Here is a 25850-nt window from a genome sequence, read left to right on the forward strand (position 1 = left end):
ACGAGGCGAACAACTGCCGTGAGCAGCAGCTCTACATCACAGTTCGGACAGAACCAGTGGTTGGTTGACGAGATGTACCAGCGCTTCCAGGACGACCCTTCGTCCGTGGACGCGAGTTGGCACGAATTCCTCACCGACTATTCGCCGGAAGCCGCGGTGGCCGGAGGCACCAACGGCTCCGACACCGCCACGACCGAGAAGCCCGCGCCGAGCACAGCATCTGCGCCGAGTTCCTCCGCTTCGGCCCCCACCAAGCCTGCACCGAAAACCGAGACCGCGTCGGCGAAGCCCGCACCGCAGGCCGAGGCCGCGCCGGCCAAGCCTGCACCGAAGGCGGAGACCAAGCCTGCGACGCAGCCGAAGGCCCAGGCCGCGCCCGCGAAGCCGGCTCCCAAGCCCGCCGCGGCCCCGTCGGGCCAGGCCACCGAGGAGAAGAAGGTTCTGCGCGGCGCCGCTGCTGCCGTTGCGAAGAACATGAACTCCTCGCTGTCGATCCCGACGGCCACCAGTGTTCGCGCGGTGCCCGCGAAGTTGATGTTCGACAACCGCATCGTCATCAACAACCACCTCGCCCGCACCCGGGGCGGCAAGGTCTCGTTCACCCACATCCTCGGTTACGCGATCGTCCAGGCGGTCAAGGCGTTCCCGAACATGAACAACCACTTCGCCGAGGTCGACGGCAAGCCGAACCTCGTCGTGCCCGCGCACACGAACCTCGGTCTCGCGATCGACCTGCCCGGCAAGAACGGCCAGCGTTCGCTGGTCGTGGCGGCCATCAAGAACTGCGAGACGATGAACTTCGCGCAGTTCTACTCGGCCTACGAGGACATCGTGCGCCGCGCCCGCGACGGCAAGCTCACCGGCGACGACTTCTCCGGCGTCACGATCTCGCTGACCAACCCGGGCGGTATCGGCACCGTGCACTCGGTCCCGCGTCTGATGCAGGGCCAGGGCGCGATCATCGGCGCCGGCGCCATGGAGTACCCGGCCGAGTTCCAGGGTGCGTCCGACGCGCGGCTCGCCGAGATCGGCATCGGCAAGCTGCTGACGCTCACCTCCACCTACGACCACCGCGTGATCCAGGGCGCGGAGTCGGGTGAGTTCCTGAAGAAGATCCACGAGCTGCTCATCAGCGACGACTTCTACGACGGCATCTTCCACACCCTGCACATCCCCTACGAGCCGGTCCGCTGGCGCAAGGACGTGCCGGAAGGTCTCGTCGACAAGCACACCCGTGTGCTCGAGCTCATCGCCGCCTACCGCAGCCGCGGCCACCTCATGGCCGACACCGATCCGCTGCAGTTCGTGCGCGACAAGTTCCGGTCGCATCCCGATCTCGACGTCACGACCCACGACCTGACGCTGTGGGATCTCGATCGCGAGTTCAATGTCGGTGGCTTCCACGGCCGCCCGAAGATGAAGCTGCGCGACGTGCTGTCGGTGCTGCGCGACGCGTACTGCCGCCACGTCGGTGTCGAGTACACCCACATCCTCGAGCCCGAGCAGCAGCAGTGGCTGCAGGAGCGGGTCGAGGCGCACCACGTCAAGCCGACGGTCGCCCAGCAGAAGTACATCCTGAGCCGCCTCAACGCCGCCGAGGCGTTCGAGACGTTCCTGCAGACCAAGTACGTCGGTCAGAAGCGCTTCTCGCTCGAGGGCGCCGAGTCCGTCATCCCGATGATGGACGCGATCATCGACCAGGCCGCCGAGCACACGCTCGACGAGGTCGCCATCGCGATGCCGCACCGCGGTCGCCTGAACGTGCTCGCGAACATCGTCGGCAAGCCGTACTCGCAGATCTTCTCGGAGTTCGAGGGCAACCTGAACCCGGCCGCTGCGCACGGTTCCGGCGACGTGAAGTACCACCTCGGCGCCGAGGGCACCTACATCCAGATGTTCGGCGACAACGACATCAAGGTCTCGCTCACCGCGAACCCCTCGCACCTCGAGGCGGTCAACCCGGTGCTCGAGGGCCTCGTCCGCGCCAAGCAGGACATCCTCGACAAGGGCGAGGACGGCTTCACCGTCCTGCCCTTGCTCCTGCACGGCGACGCTGCGTTCGCCGGTCAGGGCGTCGTCGCGGAGACCCTCAACCTCGCGCTGCTGCGCGGCTACCGCACCGGCGGCACCGTGCACATCGTCGTCAACAACCAGGTCGGCTTCACCACCGCGCCGGAGCACTCGCGTTCGTCCGAGTACTGCACCGACGTGGCGAAGATGATCGGCGCGCCGATCTTCCACGTCAACGGCGACGACCCCGAGGCCTGCGTGTGGGTCGCGAAGCTCGCCGTGGACTTCCGCGAGAAGTTCCACAAGGACGTCGTCATCGACATGATCTGCTACCGCCGCCGCGGTCACAACGAGGGCGACGACCCGTCGATGACCCAGCCGGCGATGTACGACGTGATCGACACCAAGCGCAGCGTCCGCAAGAGCTACACCGAGGCCCTGATCGGCCGCGGCGACATCTCGCTCAAGGAAGCGGAAGACGCCCTGCGCGACTACCAGGGACAGCTCGAACGGGTCTTCAACGAGGTCCGCGAACTCGAGAAGTACCCGCCGGAGCCGTCGGAGTCGGTCGAGCTCGACCAGACCCCGCCGAAGCGTCTCGACACCTCCGTCGACCGGCCGGTGCTCGAGCGGATCGGCGACGCCTTCGCCGAGGCGCCCGAGGGCTTCACCGTCCACCCGCGCGTCAAGCCGGTGCTCGAGAAGCGTCGTGAGATGTCACGCAACGGCAAGATCGACTGGGCGTTCGCCGAGCTGCTCGCGTTCGGTTCGCTGGCCGAGGAAGGTGCCCTGGTGCGCCTGGCCGGTCAGGACTCGCGTCGCGGCACGTTCACGCAGCGCCACTCGGTCATCATCGACCGCAAGACGGGCGACGAGTACAACCCGCTCGCCTCGCTGGCCAACCAGGCCGGCAACGGCGGCCGCTTCATGGTCTACGACTCGGCGCTGACCGAGTTCGCGGGTCTGGGCTTCGAGTACGGCTACTCGGTGGGCAACCCCGACGCGCTCGTGCTGTGGGAGGCGCAGTTCGGCGACTTCGTCAACGGCGCGCAGCCCATCATCGACGAGTTCATCTCGTCCGGTGAGGCCAAGTGGGGTCAGCTCTCCGACGTCGTGCTGCTGCTGCCGCACGGCCACGAGGGCCAGGGTCCCGACCACACCTCGGGCCGCATCGAGCGCTGGCTGCAGCTGTGCGCCGAGGGTTCGATGACGGTCGCGGTTCCGTCGACCCCGGCGAGCTACTTCCACCTGCTGCGCCGCCATCACCTCGACGGCATCCGCCGCCCGCTGGTGGTGTTCACGCCCAAGTCGATGCTGCGCAACAAGGCCGCGGTCAGCAACATCGAGGACTTCACGCAGGGCAAGTTCCGCTCGCTGCTCGAAGAGGTTCCTTACGAGGAGGGCACGGCCGACCGGTCGAAGGCCACTCGTGTGCTGCTCACCTCCGGCAAGATCTACTGGGAACTGCTGGCGAAGAAGCAGAAGGAAGGTCGTGACGACGTCGCGATCGTGCGCATCGAGCAGCTGTACCCGGTGCCGCGTCGCCGCATCGCCGAGACGCTCGAGCAGTACCCGAACGCCACCGAGTTCTTCTGGGTCCAGGAGGAGCCGGCGAACCAGGGTGCCTGGCCGTTCCTCGGCCTCGCGCTGCCGGAACTGCTGCCCGACAAGCTCAGCGGTATCAAGCGCGTGTCGCGTCGCGCGATGTCGGCACCGTCGTCCGGTTCGAGCAAGGTCCACGCTGTCGAGCAGCAGGAGATCATCGAGAAGGCCTTCGGTCGCTAGAAGCTCCGTTTCGGATCCTTCGGGTCCTTGACGGTTCTCATGTGAGCCGGGTCGGTTCGTCCCCGCGAGGGGCGATCGACCCGGCTCACGCCTTTTTCCGGTGTGTTTCGGACCGGGCACGACGGGCACCCTCCGGAGGACCCCCGATCGTGTCCTGCGAGGAGCTACCGATGGCAAATCCGACCGTGGCCGACTACCTGTTGCACCGCCTGCGCGCGTGGGGGGTGGACCACGTCTTCGGATATCCCGGCGACGGCATCAACGGGATCCTCGCCGCCTGGACGCGCACCGGCAACGATCCGGTCTTCGTGCAGTCCCGGCACGAGGAGATGAGCGCCTTCGAAGCCGTGGGCTATGCGAAGTTCACGGGCCGGCCCGGGGTGTGCATGGCGACCTCCGGCCCGGGCGCGATCCATCTGCTCAACGGCCTGTACGACGCGAAACTCGACCACGTTCCGGTGGTGGCGATCGTGGGCCAGACCGACCGTTCAGCGATGGGCGGTCGGCTTCGACCGTCCCCGGATCACACCGGACGACGACGCGATCCGGCGGGCCGCGGAGATCCTCAACGCTGGGGACAAGGTAGCGATGCTCGTCGGCAGCGGCGCCCGCGGTGCGCGGGCGCAACTCGAGCAGGTCGCGGATCTGCTCGGCGCCGGGGTGGCGAAAGCCCTGCTGGGCAAGGACGTGCTGTCGGACGAGTTGCCGTGGGTCACCGGATCGATCGGGTTGCTGGGCACGCGGCCCACCCACGAGATGATGACCGGCTGCGACACGCTGCTCATCGTCGGTTCGTCCCTCCCCTACAGCCAGTTCCTGCCCGAATACGGCCAGGCCCGCTGCGTGCAGATCGACATCGACCCGAACATGATCGGGATGCGCTATCCGAACGAGGTCAACCTCGTCGCGGATGCCGCCGCCACGCTCGACGCGCTCGTCCCGCTGCTGCAGCGCAAGGAGGACCGGTCATGGCGTGAGGGCATCGAGCAGAACGTGCAGCGCTGGTGGCAGACCATGGGACAGCAGGCGGAGGTCGAGACGGAGTTCGTCAATCCGCTGCGGATGTTCGCCGAGGCCTCACCACGACTGCCGGACGATGCGATCGTCACCGCCGACTCGGGTTCGGCCGCCAATTGGTATGCGCGCCAATTGCAGTTCCGCGGTGACATGCGCGGTTCGCTGTCGGGCACCCTCGCGACGATGGGTCCGGCGGTGCCGTACGGGATCGGCGCGAAGTTCGCGCATCCGGGTCGTCCGGTGGTCGCGTTCGCCGGCGACGGGGCGATGCAGATGAACGGCATGGCCGAGCTGATCACCATCCAGCGGTACTGGCAGCAGTGGACCGATCCGCGGCTCGTCGTCGCGATCATCCACAACAACGATCTCAACCAGGTCACCTGGGAGATGCGTGCGATGGGTGGGGCACCGAAATTCGCGGAGTCCCAGTCGCTTCCGGACGTCGACTACGCTGCCTTCGCGCGCAGTCTCGGGCTGGGCGGCGAAACCGTGAAGTCCTCGGACGAGATGGGCTCGGCCTGGGATCGCGCGCTGGCCGCGGACCGTCCGACGGTGCTCGACGTGTACACCGATCCGGACATGCCGCCGATCCCGCCGCACGCGACGTGGGAGCAGTTCACCGATGTCGCCAAGGCCGTGCTCGCCGGTGACGAGAACCGTTGGGGCTTCGTGAAACAGGGCGTCAAGACGAAGCTGCAGGAGTACCTTCCCGGAAACGATCGCTGAGAAACCCACCGGCCGGAGCAGCGTCACCAGCCGATGAGTGGAGCGAATGTGCCGCCAGCGCAACGCCGGACAGCGCCGCTATGGCCAGTTCGACGAACTCGTCGCGGGTGAGTTCGGGATCGCGTAGCCACGCGATGGTCGTGTCCTCGACGAAGGCCACCCAGCCGCGCACGGCGAGCCGCACGGCGGGCGTCGGCTCGATCCCGATGGCGGGCAGGTGCGCGACGGTCCGGTCGACGAGCGCTGTGCGGGTGTCCTCGAAGGCCGCCCGCATGTCGGGGTCGCCGCTGGTGGCGCCGCGCAGGATCGAGACGTACATGTCGCGGCGCCGGGTGACGTAGTCGACGTACGCGACGAGCGTGCCGCGCAGCATCTCGATCGGTTCGAGACCTTCGTCCGGTGCGGTGTACTCGACGAGATCCTGGCCGACGCATCGCACGAGTTCGACGTGGTAGTCGTGCTTCGAGGCGAAGTAGTGGAACAGCAGCCCCTTCGAGACCCCGGCCCGGTCGGCGACCTCGTCGACGGAGATCTGCTCGAGGGGCCGGTCGGCGAGCAGTTCGAGACCCTGTTCGATCAGCTGGGCCCGGCGTTGGGCGGGACCGAGGCGGGTCCGGCGGGGTCCGGGACTGTCGTCTGTCACGTCCACTATGCAAACACCGTTATTGAATTATGGTCAACAAGTGTTGACCAGGTCACTGGAACGCTCTAACCTCGAGTACATGAGTCTTCCGGTTACAGATACCGTCGCCGACGCGGAGATCCGTCAGGTCGACACGCTGATCATCGGCAGCGGGTTCGCCGGGCTCGGTGCGGCCATCCGACTGTCGCAGGCGGGCAAGGACTTCCTCGTGCTCGAACGCGCCTCCGAGGTGGGCGGCACCTGGCGCGACAACACCTACCCCGGCGCGGCGTGCGACGTGCCGTCGAACCTGTACTCCTACTCGTTCGCCCTCAACCCCGGCTGGACGCGCTCGTTCTCGCCGCAGCCGGAGATCCAGGAGTACATCCGCTCGGTCGCCGACCGGTACGACGTGCGGCGACGCACTGTCTTCGAGTGCGACGTGCAGACGGCCCGCTGGAACACCGCGACGCACCGCTGGGACGTGGCCACCACGCGCGGGAAGTACAGCGCCAAGGTCGTGATCTCCGCGGTGGGCGCCCTGTGCGAGCCATCGCTGCCCGACATCGAGGGCATCTCCGGTTTCGAGGGCGAGATCTTCCACTCGGCACGGTGGAACCACGACGCCGACCTCGCCGGCAAGCGCGTCGCGGTCATCGGCACCGGCGCCTCCGCCATCCAGATCGTGCCGGCCATCGCCGGCACCGTGGGCCATCTCGACGTCTACCAGCGCACGGCACCGTGGATCCTCCCCCGCTTCGACCGCGAGTACACCGCTCCCGAGCGGTTCGCCTTCCGGTTCATCCCCGGCTTCCAGCGCCTTTCACGCGCCCTGCAGTACACCGCCCGCGAGACGCAGGTCGTGGGTCTGGCCAAGGCGCAGGCCTTCATGAAGCCGCTCGAGCTCGCCGCGCGCATCCAGGTCCGGCGGCAGATCCGCGACAAGGAACTGCGCCGGAAGGTCACGCCGAACTACGGTATCGGCTGCAAGCGCATGCTGATCTCGAACAACTATTACCCCGCGCTCGACCGGCCGAACGTCGACCTCGTCACCGACGGCATCGCCCGCGTCACCCCGCGCGGCATCGTCACGAAGGACGGCACCGAACGCGAGGTCGACGCGATCGTCGTCGCGACGGGCTTCCACGTCACCGACTCGCCGACCTTCGCCGGCATCTTCGGCGAGGAAGGCCGTTCGCTCGCCGAGGTCTTCGACGAGACCGGCATGCGGGGGTACAAGGGCAGCTCGGTCGCCGGCTTCCCGAACCTGTTCTTCCTCGTCGGACCGAACACCGGACTCGGCCACACCTCGATGGTGTACATGATCGAGTCGCAGCTCGAATACGTCGTCGACGCCATTCGCACGATCGATCGCAACCGCATCGGCACGGTCGAGGTCCGCGAGGACGTGCAGGACGAGTACAACCGCGACCTGCAGCGCGCGATGCGGTCGAGCGTGTGGAACAACGGCGGGTGCGCGAGCTGGTATCTCGACAAGCACGGCAACAACACCACGCTGTGGCCGGGATTCACCTTCGAATTCCGCCGTATCACCCGCAGATTCGACCTCGAGGCGTACCGTAGCGTCGCCGAATCGGATCTCCCCGTCGCCACCGACCGTCCCGCGCAGGAGCGCACGTCCCGAGAGGCAGCAGTTCGATGAGTGATGTCGCAGGCCGGGTCGTCGTCGTCACGGGCGCGGGTTCCGGGATCGGCCGGGCCCTCGTCCTCGCCCTCGCGGCCCGAGGCGCCCGCCTGGCGATCTCGGATGTCGACACCACAGGGCTCGAGGAGACCGCGCGTCGCGCACGGGAACTCGGCGCCGAGGTGAAGGCCGACCATCTCGACGTCACCCAGCGCGAGAAGGTCCTCGAGTACGCCGAGCAGGTCGCCGCCCACTTCGGCGCGGTCCACCAGGTGTACAACAACGCGGGCATCGCCTATCACGGCGACCTCGAGCGCACCGAGTTCAAGGACATCGAGCGCGTGATGGACGTCGATTTCTGGGGAGTCGTCAACGGCACCAAGGCTTTCCTGCCGTATCTCATCGCGTCGGGCGACGGCCACCTGATCAATGTCTCGAGCCTGTTCGGTCTGCTGAGCATCCCGGGTCAGGCGGCGTACAACTCGGCGAAGTTCGCCGTGCGCGGCTTCACCGAGGCGGTGCGGCAGGAGATGCTCGTCGCGCGGCATCCCGTACAGGTCACGTGCGTGCATCCCGGTGGTATCAAAACCGCGATCGCGCGCAACGCCGCCGTCCCCGACGGCGACGACCAGGCGACCTTCGCGGAGTTCTTCGACCGCAAGCTCGCACGCACGACCCCCGAGGACGCGGCGAAGACCATCCTCACCGGTGTGCGGAAGAACAAGGCGCGTGTACTGATCGGCGCCGATGCGAAGCTGCTCGACGCCTTCGTCCGCGTTGCCGGACCGGCCTATCAGCGTGTCGTCGCCACCGTGACCTCCCGGGTCGTGCCGAGGGGATAGGCTGCGGCATGCCTCCGACACCGCAGCTGTCACCGCGGGTGGCGCGTACCGCCCTGCGTCCTCTCTTCCGCGCCCTGCTGTCGCCGCGCTGGTCGTTCGCCACGCAGCGCCGGTTGCTCGACCTCGCGGCGCCGTTGCAGTTCCTCCCGAAGGACACCGTGGTGCGCCCGATCGGTCTGGCGGGACGCCCCGCCGAGCGGATCACGGTGGGCGCCACCGAGAGGACCACGGCGATCCTGTACCTGCACGGCGGGGCGTACACCGGCGGGTCGCTCGCCACGCACCGCTCGCTCGCGGCGCATCTCGCCGCCGCGTCCGGAGCGGCCGTGTACGTCCTCGACTACCGGCTCGCGCCCGAGCATCCCTATCCGGCGGCGTTGAACGACGCCGAGGCGGCCTATCTCGAACTCGTCAGCGAGCACGGCTTCGAGGTGTCGAGCATCGCGATCGCCGGCGACTCGGCCGGCGGTGGCCTCGCCGCGGCCACCACACACCGGCTCGTCGACCGTCACGGGATCACCCCGCCGGCGCTCGGATTGTTGTCGCCGTGGACCGATCCGGCCGCCCGCGACCTGCCCGACGTGAACGACGTCGTTCTGAACAAGGGCTGGGTGTATTCCTCGGCCGAGGCGTATCTCGCCGGAGGCGATCCCACCGATCCCGGTTACGCGCCCATCCACGCCGATCCCACGGGTCTGCCGCCGACGCTCATCCAGGTGGGCACCGCGGAGATGTTCCACCCACAGGTGCGGCAGTACGCCGAGAAGCTCCGGGCGGCGGGCGTCGAGGTCACCCTCGTCGAACAACCCGAGCTGTGGCACGTCGCGCCGTTGCAGGCGTCGCTCGTTCCCGAGGCCGCCGCGGCGATCTCCGACTTCGGTGTGTTCCTCCGCGACCGGATGGGCACCCGCGCGGGCTGAGTACTCGCGGGGTGCCGTTCACGCTCCGGCGTGTTCGTCGATCCATTCGCGGGCCACGGTCTCGGGATCGTCTCCCTCCTCGACACGCGCACGCAGTTCGGTGAGATCGCTCGTGGTCAGTTCACCCGCGATGGTCCGCAACGCGTCGAGTTGTGCCTCGTCGAGGGTGCCCTTGCGGAAGACCGGGACGACGTTCTGGGCCGGCAGGACCGGGGCGGGCGCATCGTCGGCGTTCGTGTCGTCCTGCGGGCTGCGGTCGGGTGCGTCGGGCACGGTGCTCACGGGCGAATCCGCGTCGATCTCCGCGAGGGCGGACGACGTCGTGGTGGTTCCGACGACCGTGTCGGGTTCCGACGCGACGGCGACGGACTGTGCATCCTCGATCCGTCGCACCTCGCGCGGGCGGCAGTCGGCACGTTCGAGGGCGGTGAGTCCACCGGCGGTGTCGAAGTCCTCGGTCACCGCGAAGGTCAGGTCGGCGCAGCGGCCGGCGAGGTCGGCCACGCGGCTCACCGACCATTGCGTGAGCCGTTCGCGGTCGGCGAGCAGCACCGCGCGGTCCTGCGCCGAGGCGTAATCGGAGATGGTCAGTTCGTCGGGCAGTGCGCGCGCCAGCGCTTCGAAGACGTCCTCGGCGTCGGTCGCGTCGGCACCGGGATCGTAGGACGCGAGCAGCCGTCCCGTGTAGCCGGGCATCAGTGTGAGATCGGCGGCATCGAGCGCTGGGGCCGGATCGGCGACGTCGGAGCGGACCTTCACGTCGATCCCGCTACTGCGCAGCGCTCCCGCGTACAGCTGCGCGAGCAGTTCCTCGTCGGGCCGCTCCCCCGCCCCGACGATCACTGTCGCCGACGGTGCCGCCTCGTCGAGAACGGGCGACGCACACCCCTGGAGCACGGCCGCCGCCGCGCATGCGGTGAGCACCGTCGCCGCGACCGGCCGGATCCGTCTCGCTTCGTTCGCCACGGCGGTCATTGTCGCCCACCGGTGCGCCACGGTCCGCACGTGCCCGACCGTCCGGCCCGCCGAGGCGCCGAACGCCCCGGTCCGGAACCCTTGTGCGGTTCGGATCGGGGCGTTCGGTGCGATCTCGCCGGGAGCGAATCCCTAGTCGGTGACACCTTCGGCCTTCGCCGCGGCCGCGACGGCCTCGGCGACGGCGGGCGCCACGCGCGGATCGAGCGGGCTCGGGACGATCTTGTCCGCGGCCAGTTCGTCACCGACGACCGAGAGGATGGCCTCGGCGGCGGCGAGCTTCATGCCCTCGGTGATACGGCGGGCACCTGCGTCGAGAGCGCCCTTGAACACACCGGGGAAGGCCAGCACGTTGTTGATCTGGTTCGGGAAGTCGCTGCGACCGGTCGCCACGATCGCGGCGTGCTTGTGGGCGATGTCGGGGTGGATCTCCGGATCCGGGTTCGACATCGCGAAGATGATGGCGTCGTCGGCCATCGTCGCGACGATCTCCTCGGGCACGGTGCCCGACGACACGCCGAGGTAGACGTCGGCGCCGTCGAGCGCCTCGGCGATGCCGCCCTTGCGGCCCTCCGGGTTGGTGCGGGAGGCCAGATCGGCCTTGATCTCACCGAGATCGGTGCGGTCGGAGGAGATGATGCCCTTCGAATCGAGAACCACCACATCGCGCGCACCGGCGGCGAGCAGGATGTTCGCGCACGCCACGCCGGCAGCTCCGGCGCCGGAGATCACGATGCGCAGGTCGGCGATGTCGCGGCCCTGCACCTTCACCGCACCCTTGAGGGCGGCCAGGGCGACGATGGCGGTGCCGTGCTGGTCGTCGTGCATGACCGGGCAGTCGAGCGCCTCGATGACGCGCTTCTCGATCTCGAAGCAGCGCGGAGCCGAGATGTCCTCGAGGTTGACGGCGCCGAAGGACGGACGCAGCCGGATGAGGGTCTCGACGATCGCGTCGGGATCGGTGGTGTCGAGCACCAGCGGGATGGAGTTCAGGCCCGCGAACTTCTTGAACAGCGCGGACTTGCCCTCCATCACCGGCAGCGAGGCACGTGCGCCGATGTTGCCGAGACCGAGGACCGCGGTGCCGTCGGAGACGACGACGACCAGGCGGTTGGTCCAGGTGTAACGGTCGACGAGGGTCTCGTCGGCGGCGATGGCCCGGCAGACCTGGGCGACACCGGGGGTGTATGCAATGGACAGATCGCGCTGGTTCTCGAGCGGCGCGGTCAGTTCGACCGACAGCTTGCCGTCGACGTGACTCGAGAAGATCTCCTCGTCCGTCAACTCGAGCTTCTGAGGGGTAGGTGCATCAGACACAATTGACACGATGACACTCCTGCGTGTTCCGAGTCGACCTCTGGACTCGGTTGCTGCGAAACACCGCAGTTCAATGCATCTCACACACGTGCATGCATCGAGTTGCAGCGCTTCGCCAAGGACATTGGATTGAAGCTTCCGGGCGCGATCACGACTGCCGCTGTACAACGCTGTACGGCTTCCGGAACGTGATGGAGCCGGGGCGGGTGGCCCTGGCATCGAGCCCTGGGTGATCTAGCCCTGGGTGGGTCTGCCATCCTTCGTCCGATTCCGGGGTATTCCGGCTTTCGGATTGCCGCAAGTTTGCCACCTTCGCAGACGAACAATCAAATCGGCATCGATTGCGAAGGTCTCACGGTTTTGTCGCCTCACCTGTGAGTTTACGTGCCGTGAACACCGCGCCGCGGGCGCACCGCGATGAATTTCCGCAGTTACACGATGGCTACCGACGGGTAGCCGAGATGGCACTCGGGGCCGTCATCCCCACCACTGAGTGATCATCAGAATCGATGCAGTGAAGATCACCACAAGGCTGGACAGGAGTGCTGTGCCACCCGAGCGTCGATCCGCCGTCACCTGGGCGATCACGGCCACGAGCGCGGCGACGACGTGCGCGGCGACCGAGGTGGCGCCCGGGCCGGGGAAACCGCGGTCGCCGGCGAGGTACTGGGCCCCGCACACCACGAACGTCAGGACCAGCACCGCCCCGCACACCACACCGGAGAGAGCGCGGAGGGCGCGGACGGGCAGACTCGCGCGGCGCGATGCGGGTTCGTACGGATCGGCGTAGCACCCCTCGTCCGGGTAATACGGTTCGTTGTAGTACTCACTGTCGTAGTAGTTTTCGTCGTTCGGCGACCCGTACTCCTCGTCCGGATACCGCGCACCCCGTCGCCTCATCCCTCGAGCACCTCCACGCCGGTCGCGCGGTCGAGCAACGCCTCGTACGCCGCCGGAGCCGTGGTGAAGCTGCCGAGCCTGATGGTCTTGTTGTCGCCGTGATAGTCGGACGATCCCGTGACGACGACCCCGAGCGACCGCGCGAGATCGCGCATCGTCCGCACATCCTGCTCGTCGTGATCGGGATGATCGGCCTCGACACCGCCGAGTCCGAGTTCGGCGAGTTCCTCGATGTGGTCGAGGGCGAGGAGCCGCCCACGCGCACGTGCCCGGGCGTGCGCCACCACCGGCACACCGCCCGCGGCCGTCACCATCTTCACGGCGTCGGCGAGCGGGGTATCAGCCTTCGGTACGTAGTAACGGCCGCGCGGCGACAGCAGCTCGGTGAATGCGTCGGCCACCGTGGGCACCACACCGGCGGCGACGAGCGCCCGCGCCAGATGGGGCCGGCCCGCGGCGGGGCCCGCCTCGGCGAGCACTGCGTCGATGTCGATCGGCAGACCGTCGTCCGCCATCCGCACACCCATCGCCCGGATCCGCGACACCCGTTCGCCACGGAGCCGCTCGAGTTCGGCGACGAAGACCGGATCGTGCGGGTCGAACAGATAGGCCAGCAGGTGCACGGCGACCGGGGCGCCGTCCTCCCCGCGTCCCGTGCAGGACATCTCCATTCCCCGGACGAGACGCAGGCCCGTCGGCAGGGCCGCTGCGGCCTCGTCCCATCCCGCGGTCGTGTCGTGGTCGGTCAGGGCCACGACGTCGAGACCCGCCCGGGCAGCGGCACGGACCAGTTCCGCGGGACGGTCGGTGCCGTCCGATGCGGACGAGTGGGTGTGGAGATCGATACGCACGCCACCAGTCTGTCAGGTCGGCGGGCTAGCATGATTGGAGCTGCCCCGCCCGGTCCCCGTCGACGGGCGACCGCCGCGCCGCGGGCCTGCGACCGGGCCGCGTCCCAGCGGCATGCCGTGAGGAAGGACAACATGCCGCACCAGCCTTCTCGTGCCCCCCCGTCGCGGCCCCACTCCCCCGGTCCCCACCGAGCAAGCGGTGGTCGACTGCGCGGTCTACGTCGACGGGCACCGCCTGCCCGGCCGCTACAGCCACACCGAGGCGGTGGCAGAGGTACGTCGGCGCGGTACGGGATTCGTGTGGCTCGGGCTGCACCACCCCGACGAGAAGCAGATGACGAACGTCTCGCACACCTTCGGACTCCACGAGCTGATGGTCGAGGACGCCGTCCACGCCCACCAGCGCCCGAAGCTCGAGCGCTACGACGACGTGCTGTTCCTGGTGCTGCGCACCGTCAGTTACATCGAGCACGAGTCGGTGACGACCACCAAGGACATCGTCGAGACCGGCGAGATCATGTTGTTCACCGGCCCCGACTTCATCGTGAGCGTGCGGCACGGCGACCACTCCGAGCTCTCGCACGTGCGCAAGCGCCTCGAACGCGACCCCGATCATCTGTCCCGCGGTCCGGCGGCCGTGCTCCACGCGATCGCCGACCACGTGGTCGACTCCTATCTCGCCGTCACCACGGCCGTGCAACCCGACGTCGACGACATCGAGGAACTCGTGTTCACCCCCGACACGCGGATCGCGGTCGACCAGATCTACATGCTCAAGCGCGAGATCGTGCAGTTGCGCCGCGCCGTCGTGCCGCTCGCCGAACCACTGCAGCAACTCATCCGGGCGCCGGGCAACCCGATCCCGAAGGACGTCCGGCGCTACTTCCGCGACGTCGCCGACCACCACACCACGGTGTCCGACCGCATCGCGGCCTTCGACGAGACGCTCGGCACGCTGCTCGACGCGGCGATCGCGAAGGTCACCGTGCAGCAGAACACCGACATGCGCAAGATCTCCGCGTGGGTCGCGATCGCCGCCGTGCCGACGATGATCGCCGGGATCTACGGCATGAACTTCGATCGCATGCCCGAACTGCATTGGCAATACGGCTATTACGTCGTGCTCTCCGCGATCGTCGCGATCACCGTGGGACTGTTCGTCACCTTCAGGCGCAACAACTGGTTGTGACCACCGAACTCGACCGCCCCTCGACACGCGCTGCGCAGGCTGCGCGATCTCCTCGGCGCCACGTGCTCGCCGTCGCCCTCGCGCTGATCCTGCTGCAGACGATCCTCCGGACCGTGGTGGCCGCGACCGGCGAGTTCTACTGGGACGACCTGATCCTCGTCGGGCGCGCGGGGTCGTATCCGCTGCTGTCCGACGCCTTCCTGCGGTATGACCACGACGGTCACCTGATGCCCGCCGCCTTCCTCGTGGCGGGGATCGCCACGGCGATCGCGCCGCTGGAATGGTGGCCGGCGGCGGCCTCGCTCGTGATCGGTCAGTTGCTCGCCTCGCTGGCGGTGCTGCGGGTGCTCTGGTTGCTGCTCGGCCCGCGACGCGCTCTGTGGGGACCGTTGCTGTTCTATCTCCTCACGCCGCTGACGCTTCCGGCCTTCGCGTGGTGGTCGGCCGCGCTCAACGCGTTGCCGCTGCAGGCCGCACTGGCCTGGGTGGCGGGAGATGCGCTGCAGTACAGCAGGACCGGCCGGCGCCGTCATATCGTGAGCGCCCTCGTCGTCACCGCTGTGGCGCTGGTGTTCTTCGAGAAGTCGGTCCTCGTTCCGTTCGCCGCGTTCGCGACGGTCGCCCTCGCACACCACGTCGACGGACTCGTTCGGCCGATCCGCAGCACGTGGGCGCAGGCCCGGCCGTTGTGGCTCGGCTCGGCGGCCGTGCTGGTCGTGTGGGCGGTCTGTTACTCGACGATCGTCGAATCCCGGTTCGGGATCCCGCCGTGGTCGATGGTGGCCGGGTTGACCCATCACGGCATCTCCTACGGGCTGTTGCCGTCGCTGCTCGGGGGTCCCTGGGAATGGGAGCGGTGGAATCCGAGCCCGCCCTGGGCCGATCCCCCGCTCGTGCTCGTCGTGGTCGCGTGGCTCGCTGTCGCGGGCGCCGCAGCGTGGACGGTGCGCCGGCGACGGCGGACCGGGCCCGTGTGGTTCGCTGTGATCGCCTACATCCTGGCCTCGCTCGCGGCGATGATCAGCACCCGCTTCGGCCCGGAGACCACCTACGAACTCGCGCGCACTCTGCGCTACTTCGCCGACTCCGCCGTGGTCGTCGCGATCGCCGCGGCGCTGATCCTGCGCGCCCCGCGACGAGGCACGACGTCCCGTCCTCGTGCCGTGCGTGCGGCCGCCTGGACCTGCGCGGCCGTGTTCACCGTCGGCTCCCTGTGGTCGACCGTGACGTTCGCGCGCAGCTGGTCGGACAATCCGACGGGCGATTATCTCGGGGCGGCGAAGGCGGCGCTCACGGCCCGGCCCGACGAGCCCGTGCTCGATCACCCGGTGTCGGTATGGATCCTGCTGCCCGTCACCTACCCGCACAACCTGGTGGGGTCCGTCTTCTCCGCGCTGCCCGTCCGGTCCGACATCCGCGACCACGCGACCGACCTGTGGGTCCTCGACGATCTCGGTCACCGCACTCCTGCCGACCTGCTGCCGCTGCGCCTCGTCCCGCCCGGCCCCGAGCCCGACTGTGGCCATCGCGTCACCACCGACGCCGTCACGGCCGTGCCGCTCGATTCCCCCGCGGGCGACTGGGAGTGGACCGTGCAGGTGAACTACCGGGCCTCCGCCGACGGCACGATCGACCTCGGCTTCCCCGGCCGCGCATCCGTTCCGGTCCCCGTCACCGAAGGACTCGGGACGGTGTACGTCCGCGTCTCCGGGGACGGGTCGGCGTTGCAGGCGCGCTCGTCCACCCCCGGCACGACCGTGTGCCTCGGTGCCGGATCGCTCGGAGTGGTCGTGCCGCGGGGGTGACGGCGGGCCAGCGTGGCGCGTCCGAGCGCGCGGTCCGTGAGAACCGGGACGGTCACAGACGTGCTTGCGCCCGGCGCGGGTCGCTCAGGTCGATGCCCGCTTCCTCCCACGCCTCGCGCAGCGCCTCGGTTCCCTTCAGCCGCTTCCAGGCCGCCTCGGTACCGGTGATCGGGCGGGCCTCGAAGAAGTGGACCGGATCGGAGGGCTCGGGCAGTTCCAGCGACGGCACGTCGGCCGTCTCGAGCAACACCGCGGTGAACGGAGCGCCCGGCCACAGCGGCTCCCCGAGATCGAGCAGGGCGTCGTCGGTGAGGACCACGCCCTCCACGGCGGGCAGCGCAGCGAGCACCGCGAGGGTGCGGTGGACACCGGCGGTGACGCCCTCGTTGTCGCGCAGGCTGAGGACCAGTTCGGCCCGCGGCCCGCGCGTCGGGTCGGCCACCATGTCGGTCGGATCGCCCATCGGATGCCGTGAGCACCCCAGAGTGGCGTACCGCAGGAGCTCTGCACCACGGAAGCGGAGGACCTCGATCGGTTCGAGACCGAGGAAGGTCACCGACGCCGATTCCGGCTCCGGATCCCCCGGCACGGTCAGATGCTCGGTGAGGTGGCTGCGGACGGTGGCGAGAACTGCGTCGGTCACCCCTGCAATGTAGTCCCCGTCCCCGCACATGCGGTTCACACCCGGACCTGTGCACCGCGCGGTACCGTCGAAGCGTGGCTCGCGACACCGGTTTTCCGGTCTCCGATGCCGGCGACGATTTCGCCCGGCAACGCCGGCGCGCCGAGTACGCCCGGCTGATCGCATGGCTGCGCCGCGAACCGGCCGACGTCAACACGGTGCTGCCCTTCGACGACGTCGTCGCAGCCCTCGGACGCCTCGGTGAACGGCGACTCGGGTTGCAGATCATCGAGGTCGCCTCGATCGTCGGCAGCGTCGACCGTGCCGACGACTTCGACCGCCGTTTCCGCCCCACCTCGGCACGCCTGCGCGCCAGGTGGGAACGCATCGCGGCCGCGCGGCGGCGCGGCGAGGCCATGCCCCCGATCTCCGTGTACCGGGTGGGACCGATGCATTTCGTGCAGGACGGGCACCACCGTGTGTCCATCGCCTACGCGCAGGGCGACCGCACCATCGACGCCTACGTCACCGAGATCACCACGAAGGTGCCCGCGGAGGGCATCACCGCCCGTCCCGATCTCGTGCGCAAGGACCACTTCAGGATGTTTCTCGGCCGCGTTCCCCTGCACGGCGCGGCCCAGGACACGATCCGCGTGTCCGACCCGTGGGGATACGCCGAACTGGCCGAGGCCGTCGAGGCGTGGGGTTTCCGCTTGATGCAGGATCTCGGCGAGTACCTCACCCGCGAGGAGGTCGCGCGGCGCTGGTACGAGGAGGAATTCGTCCCCGTCGTCGCGATGGCCCGGGAAGCGGGGATGTTGCGCTCACGCACCGACGCCGAGGTGTATCTGTGGATCGCGAGCGAGCGGTACCGGCTCGTGCGGCGGCACGTGTGGAGCGAGGAGATCGTCGACGAGCTCCGTAGCCGCGCACCCCGCTGACGGCTTCGGTGGATCCGGACCCGTTTTCCGGGGTCGGATCCACCGAAGCCGGTTTGTCAGAGGGTGACGTTCGCGCCGGTCTCCTGATCGAACAAGGCGATCTTCGCCCTGTCGAACCACAACTGCACGGTCCCGCCCTTGGTGGCCTGCGATTCCACCGACAATCGCGCGACCAGCGATTCGGCCGACATGTCGGCGCCGGCGTCGGCGGCGAGTTCGTCGAGGTCCTTCGAGTGCACGCCCGGCCCCTCGGCCGTGAAGTACGCGAACTTGTCGGAGCCCATCGACTCGAGCACGTCGACCTCGGCGGAGAAGGTCACGCCCGTCTCCCGTTGGGTCGGGTCGAGCAGGTCGGTGTCCTCGAAGTGCTCCGGACGGATACCGACGACCACCTCGCGCGACGGATTGTTGCGACGCACGGTCTCCCACCGCTCGTCGGGCAACCGGAACTCGCCGAACGAGGTGCGGATCGAACCGTTCTCGATCTGCCCCGGAACGAAGTTCATCGACGGCGATCCGATGAAGCCGGCGACGAACAGGTTCCGCGGATGGTCGTACAACTCCTGCGGCGCCCCGACCTGCTGCACGATCCCACCGCGCATCACGACGACGCGGTCGCCGAGCGTCATCGCCTCGGTCTGGTCGTGCGTGACGTACACCGTCGTGGTCCCGAGACGCTTCTGCAGGCGCGCGATCTCGGTGCGCATCTGCACGCGCAGCTTCGCGTCGAGATTCGACAGCGGCTCGTCCATGAGGAACGCCTTGGGGCTGCGCACGATCGCACGACCCATGGCCACGCGTTGCCGCTGACCGCCCGACAGGTTGGCGGGCTTGCGGTCGAGATGCTGTGTGAGATCGAGGATCCGGGCCGCCTCGTCGACCTTGCGGGCGATCTCGTCCTTGGACACCTTCGCGAGGGTGAGCGGGAACGCGATGTTGTCGCGCACCGACATGTGCGGGTACAGCGCGTAGGACTGGAAGACCATCGCGATGTCGCGGTCCTTCGGTGCCCGCTCGTTGACACGCTCACCCGCGATGCGCAGCTCGCCGTCGGAGATGTCCTCGAGACCGGCGATCATGTTGAGCGTCGTGGATTTTCCGCACCCGGACGGGCCGACGAGGATGATGAACTCGCCGTCGGCGATCTCGAGATCCACGTCGCTGACGGCCTTCGCTCCGTCCGGATATTCCTTCGTCACCTTGTCGAGCACGATCTCGGCCACGGTAGTTATCCCTTCACTGCGCCGGAGGTCAGTCCGGCGACGATTCGACGTTGGAAGATCAGGACGAACACGATGATCGGGATCGTGATGACGACGGCCGCCGCCGCGATCGAGCCGGTCGGTTCCTCGAACTGCGATGCACCCGTGAAGTTCGCGATCGCGGCGGGTGCGGTGATGGACCGCTCGGTGGAGGTCAGCGAGATCGCGAACAGCAGGTCGTTCCAGCAGAAGATGAATACCAGGATCGCCGCCGTGATGATGCCGGGAGCGGCGAGTGGGGCCACGACCTTCCGGAACGCCTGACCCGGTGTCGCGCCGTCCATCTTCGCGGCCTTCTCGAGTTCCCACGGGATCTCCTTGAAGAAGGCCGACAGGGTGTAGATCGCGAGCGGTAGCGAGAAGGTGATGTACGGCAGGATCAGCGCCGCCCACGTGTCGAACAGTCCGAGGCCACGCATGATCTCGAACAGCGGGCTGACGAGGGAGATCTGGGGGAACATCGCGATGAGCAGCGCCACGCCCACCAGAATCTTCTTACCGGGGAAGTCGAGCCGGGCGATCGCGTAGGCGGCCATCGTCCCGAGGATCACCGCGATGACCGTGGCGATCAGGCCGATGCCGATGGAGTTGATCAGCGCGCTCGTGAACGCGTCGGTGCGGAAGATGCCGCGGTAGTTGTCGAGCGTCCACTGCTGCGGGATGAACCGGCCGTCCTGGATGGTGCCGGGCGGCTTGAACGACAGGCTCGCGATCCACAGCACCGGGACGAGTGCGTAGAGCAGGACGATCAGGTTCACCGCCGACCACGACAGGGTCCGTTTCCTGGTCTCGGCCATCATCGGCCCCCTTCGTCCGAGCCGGGCGCGGATGCACCGAACAACTTGATGAACACGAACGCGATGATCGCGACGCACAGGAAGATCAGGACGCTGATCGCCGACCCGATGCCGAGGTTGAAGGCCCGGAACAGATTGTCGTAACCGAGGATCGACACCGATCCGGTGCCGTTGGCACCGCGGGTGAGGACGTAGATGTTGTCGAAGATGCGGAAGGCGTCGAGCGTGCGGAAGAGCAGGGCGACGAGGATCGCCGGTTTCATCAGCGGCACGATGATCCGCACCAGACGTGTCCACGCTCCGGCGCCGTCGACCTGCGCCGCCTTGAGCAGATCGTCGGGGACGAGTGCGAGGCCGGCGAGGAGCAGCAGTGCCATGAACGGCGTGGTCTTCCACACCTCGGCGAGCACGATGATCGCCAGGGACGGGATCTGGTCGGTGAGCGGGGCGCTGCCGTCGGGCAGCAGGTTCGCGAGATAGCCCGTGCCCGGGGTCCACGCGTAGTACCAGCTGTAGGCGGCGGCGACGGTGACGATGCCGTACGGGATCAGCACCACCGTGCGCACGATGCCCTTGCCGACGATGGTGCGGTGCATGACGAGTGCGATCGCGAGGCCGAGCACGAACTCGATCGCGACGGAGACCAGGGTGACGAGCGAGGTGACGATGAAGGCCTGCCACCAGAATCCGTCGCTGAGCACCGCGATATAGTTCGACAGTCCGACGAAGCGCCGTTCGTCGGGGAAGCGCAGATCGTAACGCTGCAGACTGAGCCAGACGGCGTATCCCACCGGATAGGCCGTGACGGCGAGCATCACGATCGCGGCGGGTGCGACGAGCAGCAGACCGAGTCGCCGTTCGGCCTTCTTCCCCTCGGACAGCGCTGCTTTCGTCTTCGTCGACGGTTCCTTCGGGGTCTCGTCGGTCGGTGTCGATTCGACGGCGGTCACGGGATCAGTCCTTCCGAATTGACCGCCTTGCGCACCTGCTCGGCGAGTTCCTCGACGGTGCGGGGCGGATCGATCTGGTCGACCGGGTTGAGGGTGGCCGTCACCAGTGTCGAAATGCTCTGGTAGGCCGGTGAAGCGGGACGCACCGCGGCGTTCTCGAGACCGGCGCGGACCTCACGCCAGGCCGGATAGGCCTCCTGGAAATCGGGGTCGTCGTACAGCGCCGCGAGCGTCGGCGGCACGCCGCCACCGATGGCGTTGTTGCGCTGGTTCTCCTCGTTGCGCAGGCACTGCATCGCTTCGAACGCGAGATCCGGGTGGGTACTCGTGCGGGCGACGGCGATGTTGAACCCGCCGATGGTGACCTGGGCGGGCTCGCCGGGGGTCACCGAGGGGTACGGCGCGGGAAGGAAATTCTGCTCACCGTCGACGGTGAGGACCGTGTTGCCGGTGTTCTCCGAGGTGACATTGCCGTTCTCGTCGATGAAGGGCAGGGCCCCCTCGTTCTCCATGATGCCCGGCAGGACGAACGGCCAGTTGACCTGGAACGCGGTGCGCCCGCTCTCCATACCGAGACGGACGGCCGCCTCGTCGGCCTGGTTCAGGGAGGGATCGGCGCCGGGCGCGGTCGCAACGCGCTTCATGATGTCGAGCGCGGTCACCGCCGCGTCGTTGTCGGTGAGGGTGACGGTGACACCGTCCTCCCCCACCACCGAGCCTCCGGCGCTCGAGAGCAAGGTGTTGAACCACACCATCAGCCCCTCGTACTGCCGGCCCTGCACACCGATCCACGACGGCCGGCCCTCCTCGGCGAGGCCGCTCGCAATCTCGATCATCTCGTCCCAGGTCTCCGGAGGTTGCCCGTCCGGCATGAGATCCTTTCGGTACCAGAGCAACTGGGTGTTGGTGTTGAGCGGTGCGGCGTACAGCCGGTCCTGCCAGGTCGCCGATTCGAGGGGACCTTCGAGGGTGCCCTCGGAGACCGCAGCTGCAACATCGTCGGGCAGCGGCAGCGCCCACCCGGCCTCGGCGAACTCGGCCGTCCACACGACGTCGAGGGTCATGAGGTCGAGCCCCGGGTCGTTACCCGTCAGCCGCCGCGCCAACTGCAGTCGCTGGTCGTCGGCGTTCTTCGGAAGTGTCCTCTGCTGCACGCGATATCGGCCGCCCGCCTCCGCGGTGCACACCTCCGCGGCCTGCGCGTACTGCTCGGCACCGTCGGCGGCCGTGTAGAAGGACAGGACGACACCCTCGTCGTCGCTGCCGCACGCGGCCAGCCCCGACGCCAGGAGCACAGCAGCCGCGGAAGCTGTGACCGCTCGGCTCGTCCGCCGACTCTTGCCCGACCGTCTCATGCGCGACTCCGCTCGCATCGGGGACCTCGTGATCCGACGATAACGCCCGTACCGGCCAGCCGTAGCAAAACGAGCAGGGCGTACATCCGGAACGGAATCGGCACGACGACGAGGTCAGAAGGAGGTCCCCGAGAAGGGTGCCTGGGGCCAGGAGAACAGCAGGTCAGCGGTGTCGACGGCCTCGGGCCGGTGCACCCGGGCGCGCCCCGCGTCGACCATCCGGTGCCAGCCCTGCCGGCCGAGCAGGAGCGCACCGAGGTCGGCGATGTCGATCGTCAGGTCGGCCGGTCCCGCGGTGCGCGCCACGCCGTCGGCGGAGATCTCGAAGACACCGGCGTTGTCGGTCAGCACCGGATCGGTCACCTCCACGGTCACCGAGCCGAAGCCTCGGTAACTCCGCGCCGACAGCGCCCGATCGAGGTCGAGGATGCGCAACCACGTCTCGTCCGAGACCGAGCGGAAGTGCACGGCACGCGCGTCGCCGAGCATGAGCGGGAGTTGGTCGTCCTGCGGAAGTGCCGCGAACCGCAAGGTGTCGACCAGGTCGAGGTCGAGCAGGAACCGGATCAGGCCGGCGTACGCCGCGGGCGAGGGGGCGAAGAAGTCGTCGACCACGACGGTGCGGTTGCGACTGGTGAACCACCCCTGCGTGTCGACGGGGTGGTACCGGACGAAACCGTCCTCCTGTCCCGGTTCGCCGTGCACCGCCACGTACATCGGATCGGTGAGCGAGTCGGCCCGCCACCGGCGCGAGTTCCACCAGTACTCCGACCGATCGATCATGCCGGGGCGCGGCGGCAGATGACGGGAATGGATCTGCGCCAGCACGTCCCACGCCTCCGGATAGGTCAGCAGACGCACCGCTCCGGACTCGGGCACGTCGGGACGCAGTGCGGCACCACGCACGTCGACGTCGACGGACACCGAAGTCGAGGCGACGCCGTAGCCGAACCGGCCGTAGATGGTCGCTTCGGAGGCACGCAGCGTCGCGAGGATCTCACCGCGGTCGCGCGCGTCGCTCAACTGCCGGTGCACGAGTCCGGAGATCACGCCGCGACGCGTGTGGGTGGGCAGCACACCGATGTGGGTGACCGCCGCGTGCGGCACCCGGGCGCCGCCGGGCAGGGTGAGATTTCCGCTCGTGGCGTCGACTGTCCCGACGAGCATGCCGTCGAGGAAAGCACCCCACGTGCGGCCGGCCTCGAGGTAGCGGCTCACCGTCCCGTCGGGAACCTCGGGCCACGAGGGCAGACCCACCATCGCCGTGCGGAACAGCGCGGACGCCTCCCGCAGTTCGGCTTCCGACTCCAGAACTCTGATCTCCGGTTCCGTTCGCTCACCCATGGAACGACACTATCGACCGCGAACTTGCACCGCGGGTGAACGGCCGTGACGTTCGGTACACCGGCTCCGGGCGGGTAGGTTTCCAGCGTGCGACGCGAGTGGGATCCAGCAGACACCGGGGTGCTGCAGCTGCCCTCCGGCCGACTCGTGCGGGGACGCGGGATGCGCAGACCGGTGTTCGGCGAGCCGTTTCCCGACTTCGGGGTGTATCTCCTCGGCCGCCCCCCGGCAGCACCGTTCGAATGGGAGTCGCGGTGGATCCACTGGCCCGACTTCCGCACGCCACGCGACCCGGAGGACGCTCTCGCCATCCTGTACGAGGCGTGGATCCGCGCGGGAAGACAGCGGGTGGAGATCGCGTGCGGGCGTGGACGCGGCCGCACCGGCACCGCACTGGCGTGCCTCGCCGTCCTCGACGGGCTCTCCCCGGAGGAGGCGGTCGACTTCGTTCGGCGGCACTACCATCCGCGCGCGGTCGAGACGCCCTGGCAGCGCAAATTCGTCGCGCACGCGAAGGCGCATTCCTGACAGCTCAGTTCTTCGTCCGGGCGAGGTCGACCTCGGCGGCCGAGACGGCACGTTCGGCGGCGACCACCCGCTTCTTCGCCTCGGCGGCGGCGCGGCGCGCGAAGGTGCGTTGCTGCTCTGCGTGTTCGAGCTTCGCCCGCAGCTCGGCGACCTCCTCCTCGTGACGGGCCAGCTCCTGCTCTGCCGCCGACGCGGCTTCGCGCGCTTCCTCGGCCGCGTTGTGCGCCGAGTCGAGAGCGGCAGCGGCCTCGTCGATCTCCGCCTCGCGAGCCGCCTGGTCCGCCTTCTCACGCTCCGTGGGTTCGCGCTCGCCCTTGCTCTTGCGTGCAGACTTGCCCGCTGCCGTCCGGTCGTCCTCGTCGTCCTCCTCCGACCCTCCGCGGACGACGGTGAGCGGCATCGCCGACAGGTCGCCGAAACCGTCGGACTCGACGATCGCGTCGAGCCGGCCCTGCCGGACCTGCTCCCCGATGTCGGGATCCGACAACGCGGCGTTGAGGGTGCGCCCCACCTCTCGCAGTGCGCTCTCCGAGACGGTGCGGCCGCGGTCGGCGGCGAGCCGACCCGCGTCGCGCTCGAGCGCGGCGACCACCCGGCGACGCTGCTCCGACAGTTTCCGCATCTCGCTGCCGGACAGTCGTCGTTGCGCGGTGCGCAGGGCGGATCCGATGTCGAGCAACGCCGCGAGTTCGTCGGCCCGTTCGCGGGCGAGCAGGTTGACCATCCAGGCCGCGACCGTCGGTTTGCGCAGTCTGCCGATGGCCGCCGTCAGCTCGCGGTCGCCCGCTTCGCGTGCCTGCGCCGCGAATTCGGAGCGGGCCGCCACGAAGTCTCCTGGGTCGAGGCCGTAGAGGGCATCGGCCACCGAATCGAGGTCGGGCATGGGATCGACAGTAGTGGCGCGAGGCCGATCACGACGAGTGCCGTTCTCGGCGAACGCGCGACCGCGAGACGATCAGATGGCGAGCTTGGCGAGGATGTCGCGCGCCTTCTCGGCGGTGGGCGGCTGGCACAGCACGTCGTAGCGGCCGGCGACGAGCTGCATGGTGGACGAGAAGTCGCGCTGACCGCGGGTCGCGGCGTACGGGATGCTCGCCGAGATGAGGCCGAAGATGATGCCGCCGACGAGGCCGACGAGCAGCGGGCCGAGGAAGTCGGTGGAGAAGATGCCGAGCAGGAGACCGAAGAACACGCCGAGCCATGCGCCCGAGACGATGCCGCCGCCGATCACCTTCGGCCACGTGAGCCGACCGGTGACCCGTTCGACCTGCATGAGATCGACACCGACGATGGTGACGTCCTCGACGGAGAAGTTCTGATCGGCCAGGTGGTCGACCGCCCGTTGCGCCTCGGCATAGGTCGGGTACGAACCGACGGGCCAGCCCGTGGGAGGTGTCGGCAGACCGGGTACCTGGCGACCGGGTCCGAGGGGATTCGTCATGTCGTT

At 68.5% G+C, this 25850-nt stretch carries 21 protein-coding genes and 1 pseudogene; 9 read left to right on the forward strand and 13 right to left on the reverse strand.

Features of this window, described 5'->3' with window-relative positions; genetic code table 11:
- Positions 1 to 18 precede the first annotated feature (18 nt).
- The gene (locus tag K3M35_RS03930) at positions 19 to 3795 is read left to right on the forward strand and encodes a multifunctional oxoglutarate decarboxylase/oxoglutarate dehydrogenase thiamine pyrophosphate-binding subunit/dihydrolipoyllysine-residue succinyltransferase subunit (RefSeq protein WP_071934582.1); all 3777 of its coding nucleotides are present in this window, start codon (positions 19 to 21) and stop codon (positions 3793 to 3795) included.
- Between the two features lie 170 nt (positions 3796 to 3965).
- Positions 3966 to 5538: pseudogene (locus K3M35_RS03935) on the forward strand (pyruvate oxidase).
- Here K3M35_RS03935 and K3M35_RS03940 read toward each other — a convergent pair.
- On the reverse strand, positions 5495 to 6190 hold the full coding sequence (locus tag K3M35_RS03940) for a TetR/AcrR family transcriptional regulator (RefSeq protein ID WP_033097304.1): 696 nt from the start codon (positions 6188 to 6190) through the stop codon (positions 5495 to 5497). The pseudogene K3M35_RS03935 and the gene K3M35_RS03940 sit on opposite strands and share 44 nt — an antisense overlap.
- A 70-nt stretch (positions 6191 to 6260) precedes the next feature.
- On the opposite strand from K3M35_RS03940, the gene K3M35_RS03945 reads away from it, so the two are divergent.
- The 3 genes from K3M35_RS03945 to K3M35_RS03955 are packed head-to-tail and all read left to right on the forward strand — an operon-like array spanning position 6261 to position 9567.
- The gene (locus K3M35_RS03945) at positions 6261 to 7823 is read left to right on the forward strand and encodes an NAD(P)/FAD-dependent oxidoreductase (protein WP_006554318.1); all 1563 of its coding nucleotides are present in this window, start codon (positions 6261 to 6263) and stop codon (positions 7821 to 7823) included.
- On the forward strand, positions 7820 to 8647 hold the full coding sequence (locus K3M35_RS03950) for an SDR family oxidoreductase (protein WP_019288078.1): 828 nt from the start codon (positions 7820 to 7822) through the stop codon (positions 8645 to 8647). Before K3M35_RS03945 ends, K3M35_RS03950 begins: the two co-directional genes overlap by 4 nt.
- An 8-nt stretch (positions 8648 to 8655) precedes the next feature.
- Entirely contained in the window at positions 8656 to 9567 is a 912-nt protein-coding gene (locus K3M35_RS03955) for an alpha/beta hydrolase (protein WP_006554316.1), read from the forward strand.
- An 18-nt stretch (positions 9568 to 9585) separates the two neighbouring features.
- Here the strand turns inward: K3M35_RS03955 and K3M35_RS03960 are convergent, their stop codons facing one another.
- The 4 genes from K3M35_RS03960 to K3M35_RS03975 all read right to left on the reverse strand — a co-directional run bounded on the left by K3M35_RS03960 (position 9586) and on the right by K3M35_RS03975 (position 13610).
- Complete coding sequence (locus tag K3M35_RS03960; protein WP_220666019.1) at positions 9586 to 10542, reverse strand: glycine betaine ABC transporter substrate-binding protein; 957 nt, start codon at positions 10540 to 10542, stop codon at positions 9586 to 9588.
- Positions 10543 to 10674: 132 nt separating this feature from the next.
- Positions 10675 to 11868: an NADP-dependent malic enzyme gene (locus K3M35_RS03965; RefSeq protein WP_024103455.1), complete on the reverse strand. Its 1194-nt coding sequence runs from the start codon at positions 11866 to 11868 to the stop codon at positions 10675 to 10677.
- Positions 11869 to 12336: 468 nt separating this feature from the next.
- Positions 12337 to 12759 (reverse strand): hypothetical protein, encoded by a 423-nt coding sequence (locus K3M35_RS03970; RefSeq protein ID WP_220666020.1) that lies wholly within the window; start codon positions 12757 to 12759, stop codon positions 12337 to 12339.
- Entirely contained in the window at positions 12756 to 13610 is an 855-nt protein-coding gene (locus K3M35_RS03975; protein WP_220666021.1) for a PHP domain-containing protein, read from the reverse strand. Before K3M35_RS03975 ends, K3M35_RS03970 begins: the two co-directional genes overlap by 4 nt.
- Before the next feature lie 151 nt (positions 13611 to 13761).
- Here K3M35_RS03975 and K3M35_RS03980 point away from each other — a divergent pair, with 151 nt between their 5' ends.
- Positions 13762 to 14799, forward strand: coding sequence for a magnesium and cobalt transport protein CorA (locus K3M35_RS03980; RefSeq protein WP_220666022.1), 1038 nt, complete (start codon positions 13762 to 13764; stop codon positions 14797 to 14799).
- Complete coding sequence (locus tag K3M35_RS03985) at positions 14796 to 16604, forward strand: hypothetical protein (protein ID WP_006554309.1); 1809 nt, start codon at positions 14796 to 14798, stop codon at positions 16602 to 16604. Before K3M35_RS03980 ends, K3M35_RS03985 begins: the two co-directional genes overlap by 4 nt.
- A gap of 52 nt (positions 16605 to 16656) precedes the next feature.
- Here the strand turns inward: K3M35_RS03985 and K3M35_RS03990 are convergent, their stop codons facing one another.
- On the reverse strand, positions 16657 to 17247 hold the full coding sequence (locus K3M35_RS03990) for a suppressor of fused domain protein (RefSeq protein WP_024103453.1): 591 nt from the start codon (positions 17245 to 17247) through the stop codon (positions 16657 to 16659).
- 74 nt (positions 17248 to 17321) lie between these two features.
- On the opposite strand from K3M35_RS03990, the gene K3M35_RS03995 reads away from it, so the two are divergent.
- Positions 17322 to 18167 (forward strand): hypothetical protein, encoded by an 846-nt coding sequence (locus K3M35_RS03995; RefSeq protein WP_006554307.1) that lies wholly within the window; start codon positions 17322 to 17324, stop codon positions 18165 to 18167.
- Positions 18168 to 18223: 56 nt separating this feature from the next.
- Here the strand turns inward: K3M35_RS03995 and K3M35_RS04000 are convergent, their stop codons facing one another.
- The 5 genes from K3M35_RS04000 to K3M35_RS04020 form a co-directional block, all read right to left on the reverse strand.
- Positions 18224 to 19390: an ABC transporter ATP-binding protein gene (locus K3M35_RS04000; RefSeq protein ID WP_024103451.1), complete on the reverse strand. Its 1167-nt coding sequence runs from the start codon at positions 19388 to 19390 to the stop codon at positions 18224 to 18226.
- Positions 19391 to 19395: 5 nt separating this feature from the next.
- Positions 19396 to 20226, reverse strand: coding sequence for a carbohydrate ABC transporter permease (locus tag K3M35_RS04005; protein WP_006554305.1), 831 nt, complete (start codon positions 20224 to 20226; stop codon positions 19396 to 19398).
- A complete protein-coding gene (locus K3M35_RS04010) occupies positions 20226 to 21107 on the reverse strand; it encodes a carbohydrate ABC transporter permease (protein ID WP_138845484.1) in 882 nt (293 codons plus the stop codon). The genes K3M35_RS04005 and K3M35_RS04010 overlap by 1 nt, the downstream gene beginning before the upstream one ends.
- A 65-nt stretch (positions 21108 to 21172) precedes the next feature.
- A complete protein-coding gene (locus K3M35_RS04015; RefSeq protein WP_064060620.1) occupies positions 21173 to 22531 on the reverse strand; it encodes an ABC transporter substrate-binding protein in 1359 nt (452 codons plus the stop codon).
- A 114-nt stretch (positions 22532 to 22645) separates the two neighbouring features.
- A complete protein-coding gene (locus K3M35_RS04020; protein ID WP_006554302.1) occupies positions 22646 to 23875 on the reverse strand; it encodes a GNAT family N-acetyltransferase in 1230 nt (409 codons plus the stop codon).
- Between the two features lie 87 nt (positions 23876 to 23962).
- Here K3M35_RS04020 and K3M35_RS04025 point away from each other — a divergent pair, with 87 nt between their 5' ends.
- The gene (locus tag K3M35_RS04025) at positions 23963 to 24403 is read left to right on the forward strand and encodes a protein-tyrosine phosphatase family protein (protein WP_019288067.1); all 441 of its coding nucleotides are present in this window, start codon (positions 23963 to 23965) and stop codon (positions 24401 to 24403) included.
- 4 nt (positions 24404 to 24407) lie between these two features.
- On the opposite strand, the gene K3M35_RS04030 is transcribed toward K3M35_RS04025, so the two are convergent.
- Both K3M35_RS04030 and K3M35_RS04035 read right to left on the reverse strand, forming a co-directional pair.
- Complete coding sequence (locus K3M35_RS04030; RefSeq protein WP_006554300.1) at positions 24408 to 25286, reverse strand: hypothetical protein; 879 nt, start codon at positions 25284 to 25286, stop codon at positions 24408 to 24410.
- Positions 25287 to 25358: 72 nt separating this feature from the next.
- Entirely contained in the window at positions 25359 to 25844 is a 486-nt protein-coding gene (locus tag K3M35_RS04035; RefSeq protein ID WP_006554299.1) for a general stress protein, read from the reverse strand.
- Between the last annotated feature and the right edge of the window lie 6 nt (positions 25845 to 25850).

It is taken from the genome of Rhodococcus sp. DMU2021 (assembly GCF_019641445.1).
GTDB classification, from domain to species: domain Bacteria; phylum Actinomycetota; class Actinomycetes; order Mycobacteriales; family Mycobacteriaceae; genus Rhodococcus; species Rhodococcus pyridinivorans.

Bases quoted from the DNA above. Each gene is read 5' to 3' on its own strand.
- K3M35_RS03945 (WP_006554318.1), top strand. From the start codon at position 6,261: ATGAGTCTTCCGGTTACAGATACCGTCGCCGACGCGGAGATCCGTCAG.
- K3M35_RS03950 (WP_019288078.1), top strand. From the start codon at position 7,820: ATGAGTGATGTCGCAGGCCGGGTCGTCGTCGTCACGGGCGCGGGTTCC.
- K3M35_RS03955 (WP_006554316.1), top strand. From the start codon at position 8,656: ATGCCTCCGACACCGCAGCTGTCACCGCGGGTGGCGCGTACCGCCCTG.
- K3M35_RS03960 (WP_220666019.1), bottom strand. From the start codon at position 10,542: ATGACCGCCGTGGCGAACGAAGCGAGACGGATCCGGCCGGTCGCGGCG.
- K3M35_RS03970 (WP_220666020.1), bottom strand. From the start codon at position 12,759: ATGAGGCGACGGGGTGCGCGGTATCCGGACGAGGAGTACGGGTCGCCG.
- K3M35_RS04005 (WP_006554305.1), bottom strand. From the start codon at position 20,226: ATGGCCGAGACCAGGAAACGGACCCTGTCGTGGTCGGCGGTGAACCTG.
- K3M35_RS04015 (WP_064060620.1), bottom strand. From the start codon at position 22,531: ATGAGACGGTCGGGCAAGAGTCGGCGGACGAGCCGAGCGGTCACAGCT.
- K3M35_RS04020 (WP_006554302.1), bottom strand. From the start codon at position 23,875: ATGGGTGAGCGAACGGAACCGGAGATCAGAGTTCTGGAGTCGGAAGCC.
- K3M35_RS04030 (WP_006554300.1), bottom strand. From the start codon at position 25,286: ATGCCCGACCTCGATTCGGTGGCCGATGCCCTCTACGGCCTCGACCCA.
- K3M35_RS04035 (WP_006554299.1), bottom strand. From the start codon at position 25,844: ATGACGAATCCCCTCGGACCCGGTCGCCAGGTACCCGGTCTGCCGACA.